Consider the following 21,116-nt stretch of genomic DNA (forward strand, 5'->3'; position numbering starts at 1 on the left):
GGCGTTGCTGCGGTGCAATATCGTTGCAGTATCTTGGGGAGGACGCCGTCGCTAGCATGATAGCTGCTGATTACCTGAGGCACATCGCGGCCTGGTCGCGCGAACTGAGCGAGCAAGAAATCGAAATCGCGCGCGCCGGCATTTCCGAAAAATCCTATCGCGCCAACGAATTCATCTTCATGCGCGGCGACAATTTTCAGTACTGGACCGGCATCGTCACCGGGCTGGCGCGCATGGGCATCGTCTCGCGCGGCGGCAAGGCGGCGAGTTTCGCGGGTCTCACCGCAGGCGCGTGGTTCGGCGAGGGGACCGTGCTCAAAAATGAGCCCAGGCGCTACGATGTGGTCGCACTGCGCGACACGCGACTGGCGATGATGGATCGCCGGACCTTCGTCTGGCTGTTCGAGAACAGTGTCGGCTTCAACCGGTTCCTGGTCGGCTCGCTCAATGAGCGGCTCGGCCAGTTCATTGCGCTGCTCGAATATGGCCGCACGCTGGATGCCACCGCGCGGCTGGCGCGCTCGATCGCCTCGCTGTTCAATCCGATTCTCTACCCCGACCTCACCCTGCACCTGGAGATCACCCAGGAGGAGATCGGGGCGCTGTCGGGGATCTCTCGGCAGAACGCCAACCAGTGCCTGAAGCGGCTGGAGCGCGAGGGGCTGTTGCGGCTCGACTATGGCGGGGTGACCATCCTCAACCTCGACCGGTTGCGCCACTACGGGGAATGATGGGATCCAGGCCGCATTTAACCATTTTCGGGGGCGCTGAAGCCCCGATTCAGCAATTGTGATGTTAGACTTGGAGCAGGCCGGATGCTACAGACCGGCCTCGTCGGCGCGCTGTTTGCGCGATCTCTGGAGATGACATGGCAGTTAAGGATTCGGCGGCTCAGGACTCGAAGCGGCGCGTTGCGTTGATCACCGGCGTCACCGGGCAGGACGGCGCGTATCTCGCCGAATATCTGCTCGGCCTCGGTTATACCGTGCACGGGCTCAAGCGTCGCTCGTCCTCACTCAACACCGCGCGTGTCGACCATCTCTACCAGGATCCGCATGTCGGCAACGTCCCGTTCCTGATGCACTATGGCGACATGACCGATTCGACCAATCTGATCCGCCTGGTGCAGCAGATCCGGCCGACCGAGATCTACAACCTCGCGGCGCAAAGCCACGTCCAGGTCAGTTTCGAGAGCCCGGAATACACCGCCAACGCCGACGCGATCGGCGTGCTGCGGCTGCTGGAGGCGATTCGCATCCTCGGCATGGAAAAGGAAACGCGGTTCTACCAGGCCTCGACCTCGGAGCTTTACGGGCTCGTGCAAGAGGTGCCGCAGAAGGAGACCACGCCATTCTATCCGCGCTCGCCCTATGGCGTCGCCAAGCTCTACGGCTACTGGATCACGGTGAACTACCGTGAGGCCTATGGCATGTTCGCCAGCAACGGCATCCTGTTCAACCATGAGAGCCCGATCCGCGGCGAGACCTTCGTGACGCGCAAGATCACCCGCGCCGTTGCCCGCATCGAGGTCGGCCTCGAGAACAAGCTCTATCTCGGCAATCTCGACGCCAAGCGCGACTGGGGCCACGCCCGCGACTATGTCGAGGGCATGCACAGGATCCTGCAAGTCGACGAGCCCGGCGACTTCGTGCTCGCGACCGGCGAGACGCGGTCGGTCCGCGAGTTCGTCGAGCTGGCGTTTGCCGAGGTCGGCCGCAGCATCGAATGGCGCGGCAAGGGCGTCGAGGAGGTCGGTATCGACAAGGCGTCCGGCAACACCCTGGTACAGATTGATCCGACCTATTTCCGCCCGACCGAGGTCGATCTTCTGATCGGCGACGCCAGCAAGGCGCGCGCCAAGCTCGGCTGGGCGCCGAAGACGCCGTTCGCGCAGCTGGTGAAGGAAATGGTCGCCAGCGATCTCGTCGAGGCCAGGCAGGACGCGGCCAATGGCAAGCACGGCGTTTGAGCTGAAGGACAAGACGGTCTTCGTTGCCGGCCATCGCGGCATGGTCGGCTCGGCGCTGATGCGCCGGCTGGCGCGCGAGGAGGCCGACCTTCTGACGGTGTCGCGCAGCGAGGTCGATCTGCGCGACCAAACCGCGGTCAACGCATGGTTTGCCGCGAAGCGGCCGCAGGCCGTATTCCTCGCCGCCGCCAAGGTCGGCGGCATCGTCGCCAACAACACGCTGCGGGCGGAATTCCTCTACGACAATCTGGCGATCTCGAGCAACGTGATCCAGGCGGCGCACGCCAATGGCTGCGAGAAGCTGATGTTCTTCGGCTCGTCCTGCATCTATCCGCGCCTGGCGCCACAGCCGCTGCGCGAGGATTCGATGTTGACCGGCCCGCTCGAGCCAACCAACGAGCCCTATGCCATCGCCAAGATCGCCGGCATCAAGATGGCCGAGGCTTATCGCAGCCAGTACGGCGCCGATTTCATCAGCGTGATGCCGACCAATCTCTACGGCCCCGGCGACAATTATCACCCCGAATACAGCCACGTCGTCGCCGCGCTGATCCGCCGCTTCCACGAGGCCAAGGTTTCGGGCGCCGGCAACGTCGCGGTGTGGGGCACCGGCACGCCGCGCCGCGAATTCCTCTATGTCGACGATCTCGCCGACGCCTGCATCCATCTGATGAAGACCTATTCATCGCCCGAACTGGTCAATATCGGCACCGGCGAGGACATCACCATCGCCGAGTTCGCGCGCGTCGTCGCGGCCGCTGTCGGCTATCGCGGCGAGATCAGCTTCGACACGTCGCGCCCGGACGGCACGCCGCGCAAGCTGCTCGACGTCGGCCGGCTCGCCAGGCTCGGCTGGCGCGCCACCACCTCGCTCGAGGATGGCATCGCCCTCGCGTACCAGGCCTATCTGCGCGAGACGAAGTGACGCGGTGAACCTCCCGCCCTCCGACTGAGAATATCTGTCGGCTTGGCGACGCCGCGCGGCTAGGATGCGCGTGCCCAAGCGTGCCGCAAGAGCCGCCAGTGCGTCGGAGGAGACATCATGAAGGTTCTACGCCGCCAGTTCCTGCAACTTGCAGCCGCTACGGCTGCGCTGCCGCTCACATTTGGGAAAGCGATTGCCGAGGCCTATCCGGCGCGGCCGGTTCGCCTCGTGATCGGCTATACGCCCGGCGGTTCGGCGGACCTGACGGCGCGCCTGATGGGGCAGTGGCTGTCGGAAAAGCTCGGGCAATCCTTCATTGTCGAGAACCGGCCGGGCGGCGGGACCAACATCGCCACCGAGCAGGCGCTGCGCGCGGCGCCCGATGGCTACACGCTGCTGCTGGTCGCGCCGGCCAATGCGATCAATGCGACGCTCTACCAGAAGCTGCCGTTCGATTTCATGCGCGAGATGGAGCCAATCGCGGGCATCATTCGCTTTCCCAACGTCGTGGTGGTGCACCCCTCGCTGCCGATCAAGTCGATTCCCGAATTGATCGCCTATGCAAAGGCCAATCCCGGCAAGCTCAACATGGCGTCCTCAGGCAACGGTTCGACTATCCACATGTCGGGCGAACTGTTCAAGATGCTGACCGGCATCAACATGCAGCACGTGCCCTACCGGGGCGGCGCGCCGGCGCTCACCGATATGCTGTCCGGCGTGATGCAGGTGATGTTTGACAATCTTCCGACCTGCGCCGAGCACGTCAAATCGGGCAAGCTGCGCGGACTTGCGGTCACCAGCACGACCCGTTCGGACGTGCTTCCGGACCTGCCGCCGGTCGCCGACTTCCTGCCGGGTTACGAGGCGAGCGCCTGGTACGGCCTCGCGGCGCCGAAGAACACGCCGCCTGAAATCGTCGACAGGCTCAACAAGGCCGTCAATGAAATCCTCGCCGATCCCAAGGCCAAGGCGCGCTTTACCGAGATCGGCGCGATCATGCTGCCGGGCTCGGCTGCCGACTTCGGCAGACTGGTGGCCGACGAGACCGAGAAATGGGGCAAGGTGGTCAAGTTCGCCGGCGCCAAGGTTGATTAGAGCGTTTTCGAGCGAAATGGACGCCGGTTCGCGTGAAGAAAACGCGTCAAAACTAGAATCTAGAGCTCCGTTCCGATTCGATCGGAACGGAAAAGGTTCTAGCTTCGCGCCGTCGCGCGCGGCGGATTCTTTGAAAGCGCCGCCGCCATCGCCGATATCAGCGGCCGCATGAAGAAGGCGTCTTCGGCCGGGTAGATGTCGGTGCGCAGGCCTTGGGACTTGAGTTCGTCCGATACCGCCGGTCCGACCGACGCGATCGGCGTACGCTCGAACCCCTCGCGTAACCTGTCCTCGCAACCGCGCGCCCGTGCCACCTCGATCAGGCGGCGGACCTGGCCGAGATTGGTCAGAGCGATCGCGTCGATGCGGCCCTGCGCCATCTCCTCGATCGCGGTGACGATGTTGGCGTCGGCGGCCTGCGCGTCATAGACATAGGGCAGCACCGTATCGACCTCGGCGCCCTGTGCCTTGATCGCGCCGATCAGGCTGGCGTGATCCTTGTCGGGATAGAGCTGCAGGCCGAGCCGATGGCCAGTCAGGTCGAGCTTCGACAGCATCTCGGCGACGCCTTCCGAGGTTGGCTTCTCGGTCGTCATTTGCGGTTCCAGGCCGATCTCGCGCAGTGCCCGGCCGGGTTTGGGGCCGCGAGCGAATTTGCGCGCCTTGGCGAGGCTATCGCCGAACTCCCGCTCGACGCCGATCCGGCCCACGACTTTCATCAGCCGGCGCAGGCCTTCGCCGGTCATCAGCACGAGGTCGTCGAGCGGCCGTTCGATGGCGCGGCGAATCCAGGCCACGATCGGCGCCGGATCAGGCGCATCGTGGATGGTGAACATCGGGCATTGCAGCACGTCGGCGCCCTGTTCGGCGAGCAGGCGGGAAAACTGCGCCTCCTCGCGCGTCTCGAGGATCAGGATGCGGTAGCCGTTCAGCCGTTCAGCCATGATGGACCCTAACAAACATTGTCGTCATTTGTTCGATTTGACCCCGGCGCCGGGATTGGCGCAAGGCCGCCTGCGGTGTAGACGAGGGCCGAAAATGACCGTTCCATCAATCTGCTCAAGCTTTGGTCAATTGGCATGCCCGACCATCAGTTCGTTTTGACCCTGTCCTGTCCGGACCGTCCAGGGATCGTCTCGGCGGTCTCGACGTTTCTCGCCCATAACGGCCAGAACATCCTGGACGCCCAGCAGTTCGATGACGTGGAGACCGGCAAGTTCTTCATGCGCGTGGTGTTTACCGCGGCCGACCTCGCGGTCGAGCTCGCGGCGCTGCAGACCGGCTTTGCCGCGATCGCCGAACGTTTCGGGATGGAATGGCAGATGCGCGATCGCGCCAGCCGCCGCCGGGTGATGCTATTGGTGTCGAAGTCCGATCACTGCCTGGTCGACATCCTCTACCGCTGGCGTACCGGCGAACTCGAAATGATCCCGACCGCGATCGTCTCCAACCATCCGCGCGAGACCTATGGCTCGCTCGATTTCGGCGATATCCCGTTCCATCATCTGCCGGTGACGAAGGGGACCAAGCGGCAGCAGGAAGACGCGGTGTGGAAGCTGGCCCAGGACACCAAGACCGATCTCGTGGTGCTGGCCCGCTACATGCAGATCCTGTCGGACGAGATGTCGGCGCGGCTGTCAGGCCGCTGCATCAACATCCATCATTCCTTCCTGCCGGGCTTCAAGGGCGCCAGGCCCTACCACCAGGCCCATGAGCGCGGCGTCAAGCTGATCGGCGCCACCGCGCATTACGTCACGTGCGACCTCGACGAAGGCCCGATCATCGATCAGGACGTCGAGCGCATCAGCCATCGCGACACGCCTGAGGATCTCGTGCGCAAGGGGCGCGACATCGAGCGCCGGGTGCTCGCGCGCGCGATCCGCTACCATCTCGCCGATCGCGTCATCCTCAACGGACGCAAGACCGTGGTGTTCGTGGACTGATCCGCGTTCACTCCGGTTGTCGCGCTTTGACGGCTAGGGTGTCGCCCTGCATCGAGGTGCTGCATGAAACTCATCCACATGAGCGACATCCATCTGACGACGCCGGGGAGCACGATCTTTGGCCGTGATCCCATGCAAGAACTTCGAGCGCGCTGGATCAGGTGCTTGCCGATCACCGCGACGCCGAGCTGATGGTGATCTCGGCGATCTTTCGGGTATCGGCGAGCTCGCTGACTATCACTTGCCGCGCGAACGCCTGAACGGGTTCTCAATCCCGGTGCGGCTCTGCATCGGCAATCATGATCATCGCGAGAGGTGTCTCAGCGTGTTTCCCGCGCCGACGCGGACGAGTTCGCGCAAGGCGTTCACGACACCTCGTTCGGCCGCTGCCTGCTGCTTGACACCTACGACCTGCAGACGGCCGCCGGCAGCTTTTGCCCGGCGCGGCAGGCCTGGCTGGAACGCCAGCTATCGGAGCATGACGGCCCGTTCTTCCTGGTCATGCATCACAATCTATTCCCGACCCGCATCGCGCCGGTGGACCGGATCGGCCTGCTCGATGATGCAGGTTCCGATCGATCGTCACGAAGCACCGGAGCAAGATCAGGCACATCTTCTTCGGTCACCGCCACATCGTGCCGGGCGGTTCGGTGTGGGCGTTCCCATGACCCTCGCTGCGCCGAACCACGACGGCTATTCAGTATTCGCTGAGGTGCTGACCGTCGCCGATCTGCCGGATTCCTACGGGGTGCGTTCGTCGGCGACGACTACGTCACTGTCCACATGGTGGAGTTCGGCTACCGCGGCGAAATCATCCGCGAGGATGGCTCCAGCTAGTCTGTCGGGCTGTCGCTATCCCTGTGCACGGCACAACCCGGTGCCTGTCCTATCCGGCCGTACGCTCAGTGGGCAGCGTCCTGCGGTGGCGTTGCCGGCTTGGGATCATCGCCGCGCTCGGCCGCAGGCATCAGGCGCTTGCGCTCCCGCTCCTGCATGTACTTGTCGTATTCGGGGGTACCTGCCCGCGGCGGCGCGTCGGCGGGCAGGCCGCCGGCCCAGGCCGGAATGTAGTCGGCCATGCCGGCCGAGAGCTTCCGGTTCACGGTGCCGCATCCTCCGAGCGTACAGGCCGCGAACGCGAGGGCAGTCAGGACAGAGATAGGGCGCGAGAAGATCGACATGTGAGGCAGGATACAGCCCTGGTCTTTATGGATGATGATCTTGGCGCGACCGTTCGGCTGCAATTGTGCTTGTTTGTTGACATCGCGGCGCTGTTTGTACGATCGTACAAATGATCGGGACCGCCAAGGTGCTCTGGTGACGCGTGATCGGTTCTTGGGCATTGAGTTTCGTGGCGTTCTTGGTATTTTAATACCACTTTCTTAGTTGGATCCGATCGCGTCCCGCGCGACACACATCCATCGTCCGATTGACAGAGGGCACGGGGAGACGCCTTGTCGCGTTGCGGCTTGGCGGTGACATGGTTGGGTTAAGATAAGCCAACAACCGGAACTAAAGCTCAGCGCCGAAGATCAGAAGGGGGAGGGGGATTTCGATGTTCAATCGTCGCAAAATGTTGCTGTGGGGCGCCGCTTCCGCCGTGCTTCCCGGGTTGTGCGCCAGCGTGCCGGCGTGGGCGGACGACGCCGTCAAGATCGGGCTGATCCTGCCGATGACCGGCGGTCAGGCGTCGACCGGCAAGCAGATCGATAACGCCATCAAGCTCTACATGCAGCAGAAGGGCGACACCGTCGCCGGCAAGAAGATCGAGATCATCCTGAAGGACGACACCGCGGTGCCGGACAACACCAAGCGGCTCGCGCAGGAACTGATCGTCAACGACAAGGTCAATTTCATCGCCGGCTTCGGCGTGACGCCCGCGGCGCTCGCCGCGGCGCCGCTGGCGACGCAGGCCAAGATCCCGGAAGTCGTGATGGCGGCCGGCACCTCCATCATCACCGAGCGTTCGCCCTATATCGTGCGTACCAGCTTCACGCTGGCGCAGTCCTCCACCATCATCGGCGACTGGGCGGTGAAGAACGGCATCAAGAAGGTCGCGACGCTGACCTCCGACTACGCGCCCGGCAACGATGCGCTGACCTTCTTCAAGCAGCACTTCACCGCCGGCGGCGGCGAGATCGTCGAAGAGGTCAAGGTCCCGCTCGCCAATCCGGACTTCGCGCCGTTCCTGCAGCGCATGAAGGATTCCAAGCCCGACGCGATGTTCGTATTCGTGCCGGCCGGGCAGGGCGGCAACTTCATGAAGCAATATGCCGAGCGCGGGCTCGACAAGAGCGGCATCAGGGTGATCGGACCCGGCGACGTCATGGACGACGATCTGCTCAACAATATGGGCGATGCCGCGCTCGGCGCGGTGACGGCGCATCTCTATTCGGCCGCGCATCCGTCCGCGATGAACAAGGACTTCGTCGCCGCATACAAGAAGGCGTTCGGCAACCGCCCCGGCTTCATGGCGGTCAGCGGCTATGACGGCATCCATCTGATCTACGAGGCGCTGAAGAAGACCAATGGTGCGACCGACGGCGACAAGCTGATCGAGGCGATGAAGGGCATGAAGTGGGAGAGCCCGCGCGGCCCGATCTCGATCGATCCGGAAACCCGCGACATCGTGCAGAACATCTATATCCGCAAGGTCGAGAAGGTCGACGGCGAGCTCTACAATGTCGAGTTCGCGACCTTCGAGGCCGTCAAGGATTCCGGCAAGACCAAGAAGTGACGCGCGAAAAGCCCGTCATCCCGGGGCGCTCAATAGCGCGAACCTCAGATGCGCGATTGCGCATCGGGGGATCTCGAGAGAATTGAAGAAGATTCCGGGTTCAGCGCAAGTGCTGTCCCGGAATGGCGAGTCACCATCAGGTTTGCCGTCACTCCATGGCCTCTATCCTCACCAACCTGTTCGACGGCGTCGCCTACGGCATGCTGCTGTTCGTGCTCGCCTGCGGGCTTGCGGTGACACTCGGGTTGATGAATTTCGTCAATCTCGCGCATGGCGCCTTCGCGATGGCGGGCGGCTATATCTGCGCCGTGCTGGTGAACAATTCCGGCTGGCCGTTCTTCGCAGGGCTGCCGCTCGCCTTTGTCGGTAGCGCCGTGATCGGCGTCGCGCTGGAGCGCACGCTGTACCGCCATCTCTATAGCCGCAGCCATCTCGATCAGGTGCTGTTCTCGGTCGGTCTGGTGTTCATGTCGGTCGCGGCGGTCGACTACATCATGGGATCGTCGCGGGTCTTCATCAAGCTGCCGGCGGCGCTGGAGGGCCAGATCGACCTGTTCGGCGTCGGCATCGGCCGTTACCGGCTGCTGATCGTGGTGATCTGCGGCCTCCTCACGCTGGCGCTGCAATTGATCCTCGCCAAGACCCGGTTCGGCAGCCGGCTGCGCGCCGCGGTCGACGATCCGCGCGCTGCGGCCGGCCTCGGCATCAACGTGCCGCAGGTGTTCGCCTTCACCTTTGCGTTCGGCTGCGGCCTGGCCGGTCTCGGCGGCGCGCTGAGTGCGGAGATCCTCGGGCTCGATCCGTACTTCCCGCTGAAATTCATGATCTACTTCCTGATCGTCGTCACCGTCGGCGGCTCTTCCTCGATCACCGGACCGTTCCTGGCGTCGCTGCTGCTTGGCATCGCCGATGTCGCCGGCAAGTATTACGTGCCGAAGCTCGGCTCCTTCGTGATCTACACGGTCATGATCGTGATCCTGCTCTGGCGTCCGAACGGCCTATTCGGCCGTACCGCGGCACGGTGAGGCGGTCATGACGGCGCTGTCTGACGTATCCACTCACGCGATGGCCAGCGCGCGCTGGCGGGTCAGCGAGGTCGCGTTCTGGGCGCTGGCGTTCGCCTGCGCCTTCCTGTTCCCGTCGCGTTATTTGATCATGACCGACATCGTGCGGCTCGGCCTGTTCGCGCTGTCGCTCGACCTGATCCTCGGCTACGCCGGCATCGTCTCGCTCGGCCACGCGGCCTTTTTCGGCATCGGCGCCTATTCGGCCGGTTTGCTGGCGCTGCACGGCATCATCAACGAGCCCGTCATCGCGCTGGTCGCCGCCGGTCTGGTTGCGGCGCTGCTCGGCTTCCTGACCAGCTTTCTCGTCATCCGCGGTGTCGATCTGACGCGGCTGATGGTGACGCTCGGCATCGCGCTGCTGCTGGAAGCGCTCGCCGAGCGCTTCTCCAACATCACCGGCGGCACCGACGGGCTGCAGGGCATCGAAATGCAGCCGATCCTCGGTCTGTTCACCTTCGACATGTTCGGCAAGACCGGGTTCTTCTACTCGCTGATCATGATGTTCATCCTGTTCCTGCTCGCGCGGCGCGTGGTGCATTCGCCGTTCGGCCTGTCGCTGCGCGCGATCAGGAACAATCCGCTGCGCGCGGCCGCGATCGGCGTGCCGGTCAACCGCCGCCTGATCGCGGTCTATACGCTCGCCGCCTTCTATGCCGGGATCGCCGGCGCGCTGTTCACCCAGACCACGGCGCTCGCCTCGCTCGACGTCTTCTCCTTCGAGCGCTCCGCCGACCTGATGCTGGTGCTGGTGATCGGCGGCACCGGCTATCTCTATGGCGGCCTGATCGGCGCCGTTGTGTTCAAGATGCTGCAGGAGCTGTTTCAGAGCATCACCCCGCAATACTGGCTGTTCTGGATCGGCCTCGTGCTGGTCGTGATCGTGCTGGTCGGCCGCGTGCGCATCCATCGCTGGGTGCTGTTCGTGCCCAACCTGATCATCCGCCAGTTCGCCGGCCGCAAGGCTGCCGTTGCCGTGCCGGAGAGCGACGCGTCATGACGATCGCGCTTGAAACACGCGGCCTCGAAAAATCCTTCGGCGCCCTTCGCGTCACCCGCGACCTCTCGCTCAAGGTGATGCAGGGGGCCCGCCACGCGCTGATCGGGCCGAACGGCGCGGGCAAGACCACCGTCATCAATCAGTTGACCGGCGTGCTGACGCCGAACAGCGGGCGCATTCTCCTCGAAGGCAGCGACATCACCGGCCTGTCCGTCCACAAGCGGGTGCTGCGCGGGCTGTCGCGCACCTTCCAGATCAACCAGCTCTATCCCGACCTGACCCCGCTCGAGACCATCGGGCTTGCGGTCTCCGAACGGATGGGCCGCGGCGGCGACTGGTGGCGGCGGATGGGAACGCGGAGCGACGTCAACACCGAGATCGCCGAGATCCTGTCGCGCTTCCATCTGCTCGACGTGATGACGGAGCTCACCTCGACCTTGCCCTATGGCAAGCAGCGCCTGCTCGAGATCGCGGTCGCGATCGCCGCCAAGCCGCGGGTGCTGCTGCTCGACGAGCCCGCGGCCGGCGTGCCCGAGAGCGAGCGCCACGATATCCTGGCGGCGGTGGCGGCATTGCCGCGCGACGTCACCGTGCTCCTGATCGAGCACGATATGGACCTCGTATTCTCCTTCGCCGACCGCATCTCGGTGCTGGTCAATGGCGGCCTGCTCACCGAGGGCGCGCCCGACGAGGTCGCGCGCGAACCGCAGGTGAGGGCGGTCTATCTCGGCGAGGCCGCCGATGCCTGACCTTCTTTCCATCCAGGGCCTGCGTGCCGGGTACGGCGAGGCGGTGGTGCTGCCCGATATGTCGCTGGCGCTTGCCGAGGGCCAGGTGCTCGCGCTGCTCGGCCGCAACGGTACCGGCAAGACCACGCTGATCAATTCGATCGTCGGCATCGTCAGGCGCTTCGGCGGCAGCGTCGCGCTCGCAGGCCGCGACATCACGGCGATGCGGCCCGACCAGCGCGCCCGCGCCGGGATCGGCTGGGTGCCGCAGGAGCGCAACATCTTCCGCTCGCTGACGGTGGAAGAGAACATGACCGCGGTGGCGCAGCCCGGGCCGTGGACGGTCGAGCGGGTATACGAGATGTTTCCGCGGCTGCAGGAGCGGCGGCGCAATTTCGGCAACCAGCTGTCCGGTGGCGAGCAGCAGATGCTGGCGATCGGCCGCGCGCTGACGCTAAATCCGAAAGTGCTGCTGCTCGACGAGCCGACCGAAGGCCTCGCGCCGATCATCGTTGAGGAATTATTAAAGGCGATCGGACTCATCACGCGCTCGGGTGGCATCTGCTCGATCATCGTCGAGCAGAACGCGCAAAAGATTCTGGGGCTGGCCGACCGCGTTGTGATATTGGAACGCGGCACGATCGTGCACGATGCCGCAAGCAGCGCGCTAAAAGCCGATCCCTCCGTCCTCGAGCGCCACCTCGGCGTCTCTGGGGCCAAGGCACATTAGACGGCACATTAGAAACGTCCGGGAGTTGACCATGCAGCGAACCAAGCCTCCGTTCCGCGCCGACGAGGTCGGCAGTCTGTTGCGGCCGCCGAAGATCAAGGAGGCTCGCGCCAGATTGGAAAAGAGCGAGATTTCCGCCGACGAGCTGCGCAAGGTGGAGGACATGGAGATCGAGAAGGTCGTGCACAAGCAGGCCTCGGTCGGCCTGAAGCTTGCGACCGACGGCGAGTTCCGCCGCTCCTGGTGGCACTTCGATTTCCTCAGCCATCTGACCGGCTGCGAGCTGTTCCATCCCGACATCGGCATCCAGTTCGCGGGCGTGCAGACCCGGCACGACGCCATCAGGGTGACCGGCAAGCTGGATTTCTCCGATCACCACCCGATGCTCGATCACTTCCGCTTCCTGAAGAAGTACGCCGACCAAGCGCATGTCACGCCGAAGATGACGATCCCCTCGCCGGCGGTGCTGCATTTCCGCGGCGGCCGCAAGCTGATCTCGAAGGAGGTCTATCCGGACCTCGAGGAATTCTATCAGGACCTCGGCAAGACCTATCGCAAGGCGGTCAGGGCGTTCTACGATGCCGGTTGCCGCTATTTGCAATTCGACGACACGGTGTGGGCCTATCTGTGCTCGCAGGAGGAATTGCAGAAGTCGCGCGACCGCGGCGACAATCCCGAGGGCCTGCAGGAGATCTACGCCCGGGTCATCAACTACGCGATCGCCGACCGTCCGTCCGACATGGTGATCACGACCCATGTCTGCCGCGGCAATTTCCGTTCGACCTGGATCTCCTCCGGCGGCTACGAGCCGGTCGCCGAGACGCTGCTCGCCGGCACCAATTACGACGGCTATTTCCTCGAATATGATTCCGACCGCGCCGGCGGCTTCGAGCCGCTGCGCTTCCTGCCCAAGGGCAACAAGGTCGTGGTGGTCGGCGTCATCACCTCGAAGTTCGGCGAGCTCGAGAAGAAGGACGCCATCAAGCGGCGGCTGGAGGAAGCATCGAGATTCGCCCCGATCGAGCAGCTCGCGGTGTCGCCGCAGTGCGGCTTTGCCTCGACCGAGGAAGGCAACATCCTCTCCGAGGAAGAGCAGTGGGCCAAGCTGCGGCTCGCCGTCGAGGTCGCGAGCGAGGTCTGGGGCAAGTGACGCGTAAGCGCTGTCAGTGCTCGGCGAGATAGACCTCGCCGAGCAGCGAGGAGTTCGACCACGGCACCTGCTTGCCCTTGGTCGCAGCGACGACCTCGGCGCGGACCCGCGTCAGCATCTGTTGCACCTCGAGGCCGGGCGTGCCGACATGGCGGGACAGCGCCGCCGAGAACGGGCTATTGGCGCCTTCGCCATCGAGCGCCACCTGGCCCGGCGCGGTCGCGAACGCGATCAGCGTGCCGGCGCCGAGCGTCGAGCCTGATCCGAGCGAGGCGGGCGCGGCAAGGCCGGATCCGGCCTCGATGCCGCGGCTTGGGCCCGCGGATGCCACCTGCGGCGCCATCGGATTGTTGCGGCAGGCATCGAGGATCAGGATGTTGGTGCGGATCTGATCGTCGAGACCGGCCATGATCACATCCATATCGACCATCGCGTCGGTCACGCGTCCGCCGGCCCTGAACGCGATATCGACCGGCACGAGATAGTTGCGGCCATCGACCTGCACGCCGTGGCCGGCATAGTAGACCACGGCGATCTGCGACCGCGCCGCATCGCGCAGAAAATCGTTGATCGTCTTCTGCATGGTGTTGCGATCGAGATCGAGACCCTCCGAGACGGTGAAGCCGATGTCGCGCAGGCTCTTGGCGATGGCGCGCGCATCGTTGGGCGGATTGGGCAGCGCCTTCACATGCGCATAGGCGCCGTTCCCGATCACCAGCGCGACGCGCCGGCCGGTCGCCGCCGCCTGCGCCCGTGTGGCTGGCGGGGCCGGTGCCGTGACGGAAGCCGCAGGCGGCGCGGCTGGGCTGCTCTCGGCGACAGGCGCAGCCGCAGCCTTACGCGGCGCTGCGTCGGCCTGCCTCAGCAGCGCGAGCCGCACCTTGGCGGTGGCCTGGTTAGCCTTGCTGCCGGCGTCGGAGGCCACGCCCTCGAGCACCGAGGCGTAGTCGTCCTTGGCGTGGGGCGTCGCCCTTGGCCTCATAGGCGAGGCCGCGCTGAGTATAGGCCGAGATCAGTACGCTGCCCGGCGGCGTCATGATGTTGACGGGCGCTTTCGCCTTGGCGAGCCGGATCGCCTCCGACGTGTCCGCAATCGCACGCGCGATATCGCCCTGGGCGCGCCAGACTACGGCCCGGCTGATCAGCGGCTGCGGCAGCGACGGGTCGATCCTGACGGCCTCGTTGATGTCGGCAAGCGCGCCGTCGAGATCGCCGAGCGCCTGCTTCGAGGAGCCGCGGTTTTGGTAGGAGAAGGCCGATTTCGGAAGGGCCTTGATCGCGGCGTCGTAGTTGGCGATCGCCTTCGCATAGTCGCCCTTGCTGCGATAGGCGTTGCCGCGGTTGTGGAAGATGATGCCGCTCGGCGGGCCCATGCGCAGCGCGTCGTTGAAGTCGGCGATCGCGATGTCGTACTCGCCCTTGTCGAAATAGGCCGAGCCCCGCAAATTGTAGACGGCGGTGCTGGGCTTGAGGCGCAGCGCCTCGGTGGCGTCGGCAATCACCTGCGCGTAGTTGCCTTTCTTGTTCCAGCCGACCGCGCGCCAGAAATAGATGGTCGCGAGCTTCTCGCCGGGAAATACCTTCAGCGCGATGATCTTGGTGCAGGCGTCGATCATCTGGTCGGCCGGCGTGGTCTCGGTCGTGCAGAGCGGGCCGAGCTGGGAGCGCGCCTGGGCGAAGCAGGGCGCCGACCACAGCATGGCGGCAAGCACGCAGGGGATCAGGAGCAGGCGGCGCATCGGTCATCCAGGGGATAGAGCCGTCACGGCGATCGGCGACGGCGCGGCGGTCCAGGCAGCGGTCATGACTGTTTGGTGATCGGGCAGCGAAGCGGGTTCAATGGGTGGGAACACGGACGTGGCAATCGATATCCGCGCCGCGCGGAAGCCTTCCGTTCCCAATGATGGGACGTTTGCGGCGGGTAAGCGCTGGAGCTACCTTACGCTGCGAACCGGCAAAATATTACCGCCTGGCTGCCGGCCACGGCTCCGCCTTCGTGACGTAGAGCCAATACGGCATCCCAAAGCCGGCATGTAGCTGGCCCCATTGTTTCACGTCGAGATGCCATACCTCAATGTCGCGACGTTCAACGACCTCCGCTGGCACGATATACAAGGGCTCGCCAATTACGTCCTTCTCCAGGCGCGGAGCAAACACGAAGCCAAAGGGTAAGGGGGGCATGATGGGGTGGATTAGATCCTGAAAGTGCTCGACCCCGCTTTGGGCGATGATGGCCGCGAAGTCCGAAAGATGAATGGACGGAATCTCGTTGCGAAGAGGTTGGCCGTCATCGACGACGAGGAAGCCAGACATCCGACGGCCGCCGAAGACAAAGGTCTCGTTCGGCAGTTGCGATAGGTTTGCGCCTTCCTGTTTGCCGGGCGCGAGGCGATAGGCTGCCCAAGGGACGCAAACGAAAAGCATTGCCGCCGCAGCCAACCCGACCAATCCGTTCCGGGGCAATCGAGAGTGCGCCGCAGGCTCGGTCAATGACCCGACCCGGCTACTCATTCCCAGCGCAAAGAACAGCGCTATCATCGGCTGACTGGCAGCGAGAGCTCGTGCACCGTCATCGAAGTAAATGAATGCGGACGATGCCACGATGCTCGCCCAGAGAAGGGCCCAGAATGTGAGTTCGACAGCTTTCGTTCGTCGTATGGCGCCGTACAATAGGCCGGCGATACATATCGCCGTCAGCACGTTCTGAGCGAGCCAATCAGGCTGGACGACCCATCCGTAGCCTCTCCAGAGCAGGCCAGGAAACGTCGTGGCGAATTCCACGACGCTCTCGCCCAGTCGTCGGAAGAGAACACCAGGGTTCGCGCGGAAATGCGTCCAGGCGGCGGAGTAAAGTTGCCGGACCATGGCTTCTTCGGTGCCCACAATAGGCTTACCTTCCGCGGCGAGCTCCTTGAGGCAACCGTCCCAGGTCGTCCCCATCGAAAGGCCACAGAGTACGTAGGCAAAATTGCCAGTCGTCATTGAACCGGGGCCGGCCGCATAGACCCGTGGTAGCACCGAATTCAATCCGAGAACGCCGAGTAGAATGCAGAATGCTGCCAGGCCAATCCTGAGCTTTGCTTTGGCGTCCCGTCCGAATTGCCAGACCAGCCAGACCACCAGAGCAGGAAGCGTGAACATGCTCCCCATTCGCGTCATCAATGCTATGGCTGTCATCGCAAATGCGACCAGCGCGGCGCTGACAGAGCGATCGTGGAAGGCCTTGAGGAAGAACGGGATCGACAGCAGCGCCCAGAACAATCCGAGCGGCTCGGTGAGCGTCGTCGGCACGAAGTACCGGCTGTAGATATAGGCCAGCGCAAAGAAGGCTATTCCAGCCCAGACGCCGCGCCACTTCATGATCGCATGGGTCGCGAAACAAATCGCACCTGCCAGCAGGCAAGCTTGCAGGATCAGCATTTGCTGCAATGAAAGGTTGCCAAAAATCAGCAGAACCGACCTGAAAGCCGCAGCCAAGGGCCGCCGAAGGGCGAACCAACTCCACGTCCCATTGGTCACCTGACCGAAGGCGGACGCCAAGTAACCGTTTGCGTCTGAAAACGGAAGCAGGCCGCCAAGGCTCGTGGTGTTGGGATCGTTTGGCCTGACGATTCCCGCCCACATGGAGCTAATACAATAAATGTAGGCACATGCCACGATCGGAAGCCCGCACCAGGTGAGTAGCCGTCGCGAGAATTGTTCGTATGACCTGATGAGCGACTGTTGCAATGCGTTCGAGCCCATCGACCATGTCGTGGCGGCTCCGAGCCCAGCCAGCATCAAGAGCGGGTACGCGAGATATGGCTCGTTGTTGGCCGCCCACCCGGCGATTGGCGACCAACGAATGAGCGCGGTCGTTGGCAGCGCGTAGCCCATCATCAAGGCATAGAGACTGGTAAGCGCGAACACCGCCGAGGCAGCCAATGCGGTGCCGCACAGCCCGGCCAAGATCCAGTAAGGGGCTCTTAAGGCAACGGCCATCGACTGTTTTCCAAACCGCTTCGCGAACGATCCGAGCGGACCGGAGTACGCGTAACAGCCTAGCAGGGCTGTCAAAATCGCAAGGGCGGCGGTCAACCAGCTTCTCGGTCGAACACTGTACCGGAGTGTCACTGTCGCGGTCGCATCGTTCTTCACGTCAGGGGGAAGCGCGAAGATCACGCGATCCCCCCAATGGCTGAAGCCGGTCGTCGTGCCCGATCGAATGATTTCGTGAAGGGTGTGCGGGGGACCCATCCTGCGGCCGTCGATGCGCAGCTCGAGGAAGGACTGAAGGGGTTTCTCGCCGCTGTCGCCGAGCAGTGGTTGGCGCCACCATGGAGCGGGCGGTTCCTGCGGAACGCCCAGGATGAGGGAGGCCTGCGGCGGATTCGTCTCCGGTCCGAATGGGCCGGAAAATTCGAACTCCTTCTGCCTAATGCCGAGCTGGAGCGCGAGCGCTGCCAGCGTCAAGAGGGCGAGTAGCCAGAATACCGATCTCGCAGCGATCGACTTCCAGCCGCTGACATGGCGGGTAGAACCTGGCTCCACCGCAGCTCCGGTCCTCCCCAGAAGGTGCTGCATCCTAAACGCGCTCCACCACGACGATCATTCGGAACGCGAGGTGCCTTCGAACAGGCGCTGGCACCATCCTTTCGAACCGTAGCGTCGGGCTGACCAGAGCCGCTGGAATCAATGACCACCTCTGAAATCCGCCGCTCATGGGATAGGCAAACAGGCTGTGCCAGTCCACGCTGCGCACACGCAGCGAGGGAACGGTCTGTTCCACGCGCCGACGCGCCGGCTCCGTGGCAAACAGCAGCGTTGGAATGGCCTGATTTGCGTCGAACGGGTCGCGATTGGGATCGATCGGCACCGGAGCGAATGGATCGGCCTTCATATCCACCGGCTCTTCGTGAAAGTGGTCGTAGAACCGGCGCGCCAGCGTCGTCATCGCGGGCTCGATCATCACCAGCCGTCCGCCTGGTTTCAGCACGCGTGACGCTTCGTTGAGGAATTCGATCGGGCGCTCCAGATGATGCAAGACGTCGAGCATCACCACGCCGCCAAATACGCTGTTCTGGAATGGCAGTCGGTGAGCGTCGGCCACGACATCGATGCCGGGAAAGCGCAGGATGTCGACGGAGACGACGTCCGGGCGAGTTTGCTTGATATGAGCGGTGCCTCCGCCGATATCGAGAATTGCACCCTCCGGACAGTTCTCAAAGAGCTGCCGATGGTAGTCCTGGTACAGAAGGCGTATCGCCTCCTTTGTTTCCCACACTTCGCGGTGGACGATCTGGCGCTGGTTCAAGCCGGCTGGATTGTCTGTCACGGCTCACCGATCATACAGCTTTGAGCTTGCGATAGGCGAATACGACCATCTTCAGCAGCAGCCAGCCGTCGCGAAAGCGCGAAATCTGAGTCTGGCCGAACGTGCGGGCCTTGTAGTGAATGGGCGTTTCGATCAGCTTCAGATTTTGCTTCACCGCACCGAAGATCAGGTCGAAGTCACCGAACGGATCGAAATTGCCGAAATAGGATCGCTCGCGCGCCAGCACCTCGTAGTCCTTTCGCAGCAGGACCTTGGTACCGCACAGGGTGTCGGTCAATCGCGTGTTGGTCAGATAGCTGAAGATGTAGGCGAAGCATCGATTGGCAATCAGGTTGAGCGGCCGCATCGCTTCGTTTTCCATCGGATAGATGAGGCGGCTGCCATTGACGAATTCAGCTTTGCCGCTTTCGATCACAGCATGGTACTTTGGTAACGCCTCGGGCGGCATGGTCAGGTCCGCATCGAGAATCATCAGGACGTCCTGCTTGGCTGCCGCAAAGCCTTTTCGTACGGCGTCACCTTTGCCCTTGCCGTCCTGCTTCAGCACCGTGATGTCCCAAACGCCCCGATAGGCGTCGCGAACCCGCTCGCACTCCTCGAAGGTGCCGTCACTTGAGTTGCCCTCGACGAAGATGATCTCTTGCGCGCTGCCGAACCTGGGCATGCGCTTGATGGCGCTCTCGATGTTGCCACGTTCGTTGCGGCAAGGAATGAGGATGCTCGCCGAGAGCTTCCGGTCGGCAAACTGCCGTATGGGGCGCCCAACAAAATATGTCCGCAAGCAAAGATTGCGGATGCCCGGCAACGGCGCGATGAACCGGTTGATGAAGGGCCCCAGCCCGAGCCACCGCCGCGGCAGCAATTGCCTTTGCTCGTGCCTGATGACCTCAAGGTCGGCAAGATCCATCAGATTAAGGAAGTCCGAGGTGGCGATATAATTGATCTTCGGCTGCCGGCTCTTCAGTCTGAGCATTTCTCCGATCTTGAGGATCGGTTCCCAGAGGGGGGAATAATAGGAAATCACCAGTCGCGTCGATGGTGAGCAGATCCTCTGGATCAGCCCAAGCGTCCCATCGATGTCGTCGAACATCCCGATCGTGTCCGCGATAACGATGTAGTCGAATGGACCTTCGATCGCGTCGAACGTTTGCGGATCTTCCACGTCGCCTTCATGAAATTGCAGATTGGGGAATCGTTCGCGCGCCCGCGTGATCGCCGCCTGGCTGAAGTCGACGCCCACTCCATAAGAAGGCTCAAGCGCGGCGAGCAGTTCGCCGCGGCCGCAACCCAGTTCAAGCACACGCTTCCCAGGAGGAATTAGAAAGCGCATGTACTGAAGGTCTTCGGCATAGTAGGCCGAATTGATCTTCCGCCAGCGCTCCTGTTCCTCAAGCGTGGCCTCGATGCGCTCCAGGAATTCGCGCTTACGGTTGCTGAGCGGCCGCGGCTCGCTGGACAAAGTCGCCGCTGTGTTCGCCTGGGATGAATAAGAAGCCAATGCAATCTCCGACAGTCACGCTATTGCACACGAGCAATTGCATTGATGCAGGCGCCGTCCGAAACCATTCGGCCTAGTTCGGCGGCCGAGGAAGGCAGCGCGTTGCCGTGCTTTTCATCGAAAAAACGGTACCCGTTTGGAATGAAATACGAAAAGAGTTCTTCTAGGGAGGTCCCTCGTTCCTCGAGCACGTAGGGCGCCAGTTCCATGACGAAAATCGGCTTCACGTCCTTCATGAGCTTTGGGGCTCCGCGGAGAACGTCGCACTCGTAGCCATCCACATCCAGCTTGACGAGCTGCACCCGCAGATCCGGGAACTGGGCCAGAACATCGTCGAGTCTGCGAGCTTGCGCGGCTTCCGTGCGCATCTCACGCCCAAGGTGCTTTGCGTGCAAGCCGCTTTCATTGGTGAGCGGCCAGCTCGAATAGATGGCTGACGGAACGGGTTCGGCGTCCTTGCCGGTCAGGAAGCAGTGCAGAGGGATCACGCGCTTCTGCAACTCGGGATTCAGTTCGAGATTGCGATTGAGCTTGCGAAAGGCGAAGTCGGTCGGTTCGAAGGCGAGAACGCGTCCTTCCGAACCAACGAGGTGAGCCAGATGGAGCGTGTGGGCTCCTACATTGGCCCCAATATCGAGGACCAGTGATCCGGGCTTCACAAGCCCGCGCAGCGTGGCCCTCGTTTGGCGCTCGTAGATATTGCCGAGATAGATCGCGAAATCGATGCCTTGCGCCAGGTCCAGATCGTAGTTGATGCCGTTTCTGACGGCGATCTGACGATCGGATCTTCCCAGCAGCGACCGTCCAGCGCGAACGGCGCGGTACATCAAGCGAGCGGCACCGATCTTGTGAGTGGTTTTCATTGGCGAATTTGGTGTCCCTAAAGCCGGCACTCTTAACGAACGTCGGCGCGGTTGTAAAACGTGCGGATTGGATCGCTCGTCGAGCTCGGCGAAGGGGGCT

Annotated in this window: 17 protein-coding genes and 1 pseudogene; 11 read left to right on the forward strand and 7 right to left on the reverse strand. The window is 63.2% G+C overall.

The genetic code is table 11. The annotated features are described in order from the left end of the window. The first annotated feature begins 56 nt into the window (after nt 1–56). The 4 genes from PMN64_RS24120 (at nt 57) to PMN64_RS24135 (ending at nt 3,989) form a co-directional block, all read left to right on the forward strand. Nucleotides 57–731, forward strand: coding sequence for a Crp/Fnr family transcriptional regulator (locus PMN64_RS24120; protein ID WP_028338337.1), 675 nt, complete (start codon nt 57–59; stop codon nt 729–731). Nucleotides 732–868: 137 nt separating this feature from the next. Continuing rightward, nucleotides 869–1,969 carry a GDP-mannose 4,6-dehydratase gene (gmd, locus tag PMN64_RS24125; protein ID WP_411782425.1) on the forward strand — a complete coding sequence of 367 codons (1,101 nt, stop codon included), beginning with the start codon at nt 869–871 and terminating at the stop codon, nt 1,967–1,969. Next, on the forward strand, nt 1,950–2,894 hold the full coding sequence (fcl, locus tag PMN64_RS24130; protein WP_301322305.1) for a GDP-L-fucose synthase: 945 nt from the start codon (nt 1,950–1,952) through the stop codon (nt 2,892–2,894). The genes gmd and fcl overlap by 20 nt, the downstream gene beginning before the upstream one ends. Before the next feature lie 117 nt (nt 2,895–3,011). Beyond that, nucleotides 3,012–3,989, forward strand: a complete 978-nt coding sequence (locus PMN64_RS24135) for a tripartite tricarboxylate transporter substrate binding protein (RefSeq protein WP_028338334.1) — start codon at nt 3,012–3,014, stop codon at nt 3,987–3,989. Between the two features lie 98 nt (nt 3,990–4,087). Here PMN64_RS24135 and PMN64_RS24140 read toward each other — a convergent pair whose 3' ends face one another. Continuing rightward, the gene (locus tag PMN64_RS24140; RefSeq protein WP_253589809.1) at nt 4,088–4,933 is read right to left on the reverse strand and encodes a uroporphyrinogen-III synthase; all 846 of its coding nucleotides are present in this window, start codon (nt 4,931–4,933) and stop codon (nt 4,088–4,090) included. A 135-nt stretch (nt 4,934–5,068) separates the two neighbouring features. On the opposite strand from PMN64_RS24140, the gene purU reads away from it, so the two are divergent. Further along, the gene (gene purU, locus PMN64_RS24145; RefSeq protein WP_229161371.1) at nt 5,069–5,932 is read left to right on the forward strand and encodes a formyltetrahydrofolate deformylase; all 864 of its coding nucleotides are present in this window, start codon (nt 5,069–5,071) and stop codon (nt 5,930–5,932) included. Nucleotides 5,933–6,834: 902 nt separating this feature from the next. On the opposite strand, the gene PMN64_RS24150 is transcribed toward purU, so the two are convergent. Further along, nucleotides 6,835–7,113 carry a hypothetical protein gene (locus PMN64_RS24150; RefSeq protein ID WP_229161380.1) on the reverse strand — a complete coding sequence of 93 codons (279 nt, stop codon included), beginning with the start codon at nt 7,111–7,113 and terminating at the stop codon, nt 6,835–6,837. A 374-nt stretch (nt 7,114–7,487) separates the two neighbouring features. On the opposite strand from PMN64_RS24150, the gene PMN64_RS24155 reads away from it, so the two are divergent. The 6 genes from PMN64_RS24155 (at nt 7,488) to PMN64_RS24180 (ending at nt 13,341) form a co-directional block, all read left to right on the forward strand. After that, nucleotides 7,488–8,669 carry an ABC transporter substrate-binding protein gene (locus tag PMN64_RS24155; protein WP_411782426.1) on the forward strand — a complete coding sequence of 394 codons (1,182 nt, stop codon included), beginning with the start codon at nt 7,488–7,490 and terminating at the stop codon, nt 8,667–8,669. Nucleotides 8,670–8,824: 155 nt separating this feature from the next. Next, nucleotides 8,825–9,694, forward strand: a complete 870-nt coding sequence (locus PMN64_RS24160) for a branched-chain amino acid ABC transporter permease (protein ID WP_411782427.1) — start codon at nt 8,825–8,827, stop codon at nt 9,692–9,694. 7 nt (nt 9,695–9,701) lie between these two features. After that, nucleotides 9,702–10,733: a branched-chain amino acid ABC transporter permease gene (locus PMN64_RS24165; RefSeq protein WP_411782428.1), complete on the forward strand. Its 1,032-nt coding sequence runs from the start codon at nt 9,702–9,704 to the stop codon at nt 10,731–10,733. Beyond that, nucleotides 10,730–11,482 (forward strand): ABC transporter ATP-binding protein, encoded by a 753-nt coding sequence (locus PMN64_RS24170; protein ID WP_411782429.1) that lies wholly within the window; start codon nt 10,730–10,732, stop codon nt 11,480–11,482. Before PMN64_RS24165 ends, PMN64_RS24170 begins: the two co-directional genes overlap by 4 nt. Continuing rightward, on the forward strand, nt 11,475–12,191 hold the full coding sequence (locus tag PMN64_RS24175; protein WP_253589814.1) for an ABC transporter ATP-binding protein: 717 nt from the start codon (nt 11,475–11,477) through the stop codon (nt 12,189–12,191). The genes PMN64_RS24170 and PMN64_RS24175 overlap by 8 nt, the downstream gene beginning before the upstream one ends. Before the next feature lie 31 nt (nt 12,192–12,222). Then, nucleotides 12,223–13,341 (forward strand): cobalamin-independent methionine synthase II family protein, encoded by a 1,119-nt coding sequence (locus PMN64_RS24180; protein WP_411782430.1) that lies wholly within the window; start codon nt 12,223–12,225, stop codon nt 13,339–13,341. 13 nt (nt 13,342–13,354) lie between these two features. On the opposite strand, the pseudogene PMN64_RS24185 reads toward PMN64_RS24180, so the two are convergent. The 5 genes and pseudogenes from PMN64_RS24185 to PMN64_RS24205 form a co-directional block, all read right to left on the reverse strand. Then, nucleotides 13,355–15,080: pseudogene (locus tag PMN64_RS24185) on the reverse strand (caspase family protein). Nucleotides 15,081–15,303: 223 nt separating this feature from the next. Next, on the reverse strand, nt 15,304–17,904 hold the full coding sequence (locus PMN64_RS24190; RefSeq protein ID WP_411782431.1) for a hypothetical protein: 2,601 nt from the start codon (nt 17,902–17,904) through the stop codon (nt 15,304–15,306). Nucleotide 17,905: 1 nt separating this feature from the next. Continuing rightward, nucleotides 17,906–18,655, reverse strand: coding sequence for a class I SAM-dependent methyltransferase (locus PMN64_RS24195; protein WP_028338321.1), 750 nt, complete (start codon nt 18,653–18,655; stop codon nt 17,906–17,908). Nucleotides 18,656–18,665: 10 nt separating this feature from the next. Next, on the reverse strand, nt 18,666–20,153 hold the full coding sequence (locus PMN64_RS24200) for a glycosyltransferase (protein WP_249168185.1): 1,488 nt from the start codon (nt 20,151–20,153) through the stop codon (nt 18,666–18,668). 20 nt (nt 20,154–20,173) lie between these two features. Then, the gene (locus PMN64_RS24205) at nt 20,174–21,016 is read right to left on the reverse strand and encodes an FkbM family methyltransferase (RefSeq protein WP_411782433.1); all 843 of its coding nucleotides are present in this window, start codon (nt 21,014–21,016) and stop codon (nt 20,174–20,176) included. Nucleotides 21,017–21,116 lie beyond the last annotated feature (100 nt).

Source organism: Bradyrhizobium sp. UFLA01-814 (assembly GCF_046718885.1).
GTDB classification, from domain to species: domain Bacteria; phylum Pseudomonadota; class Alphaproteobacteria; order Rhizobiales; family Xanthobacteraceae; genus Bradyrhizobium; species Bradyrhizobium elkanii.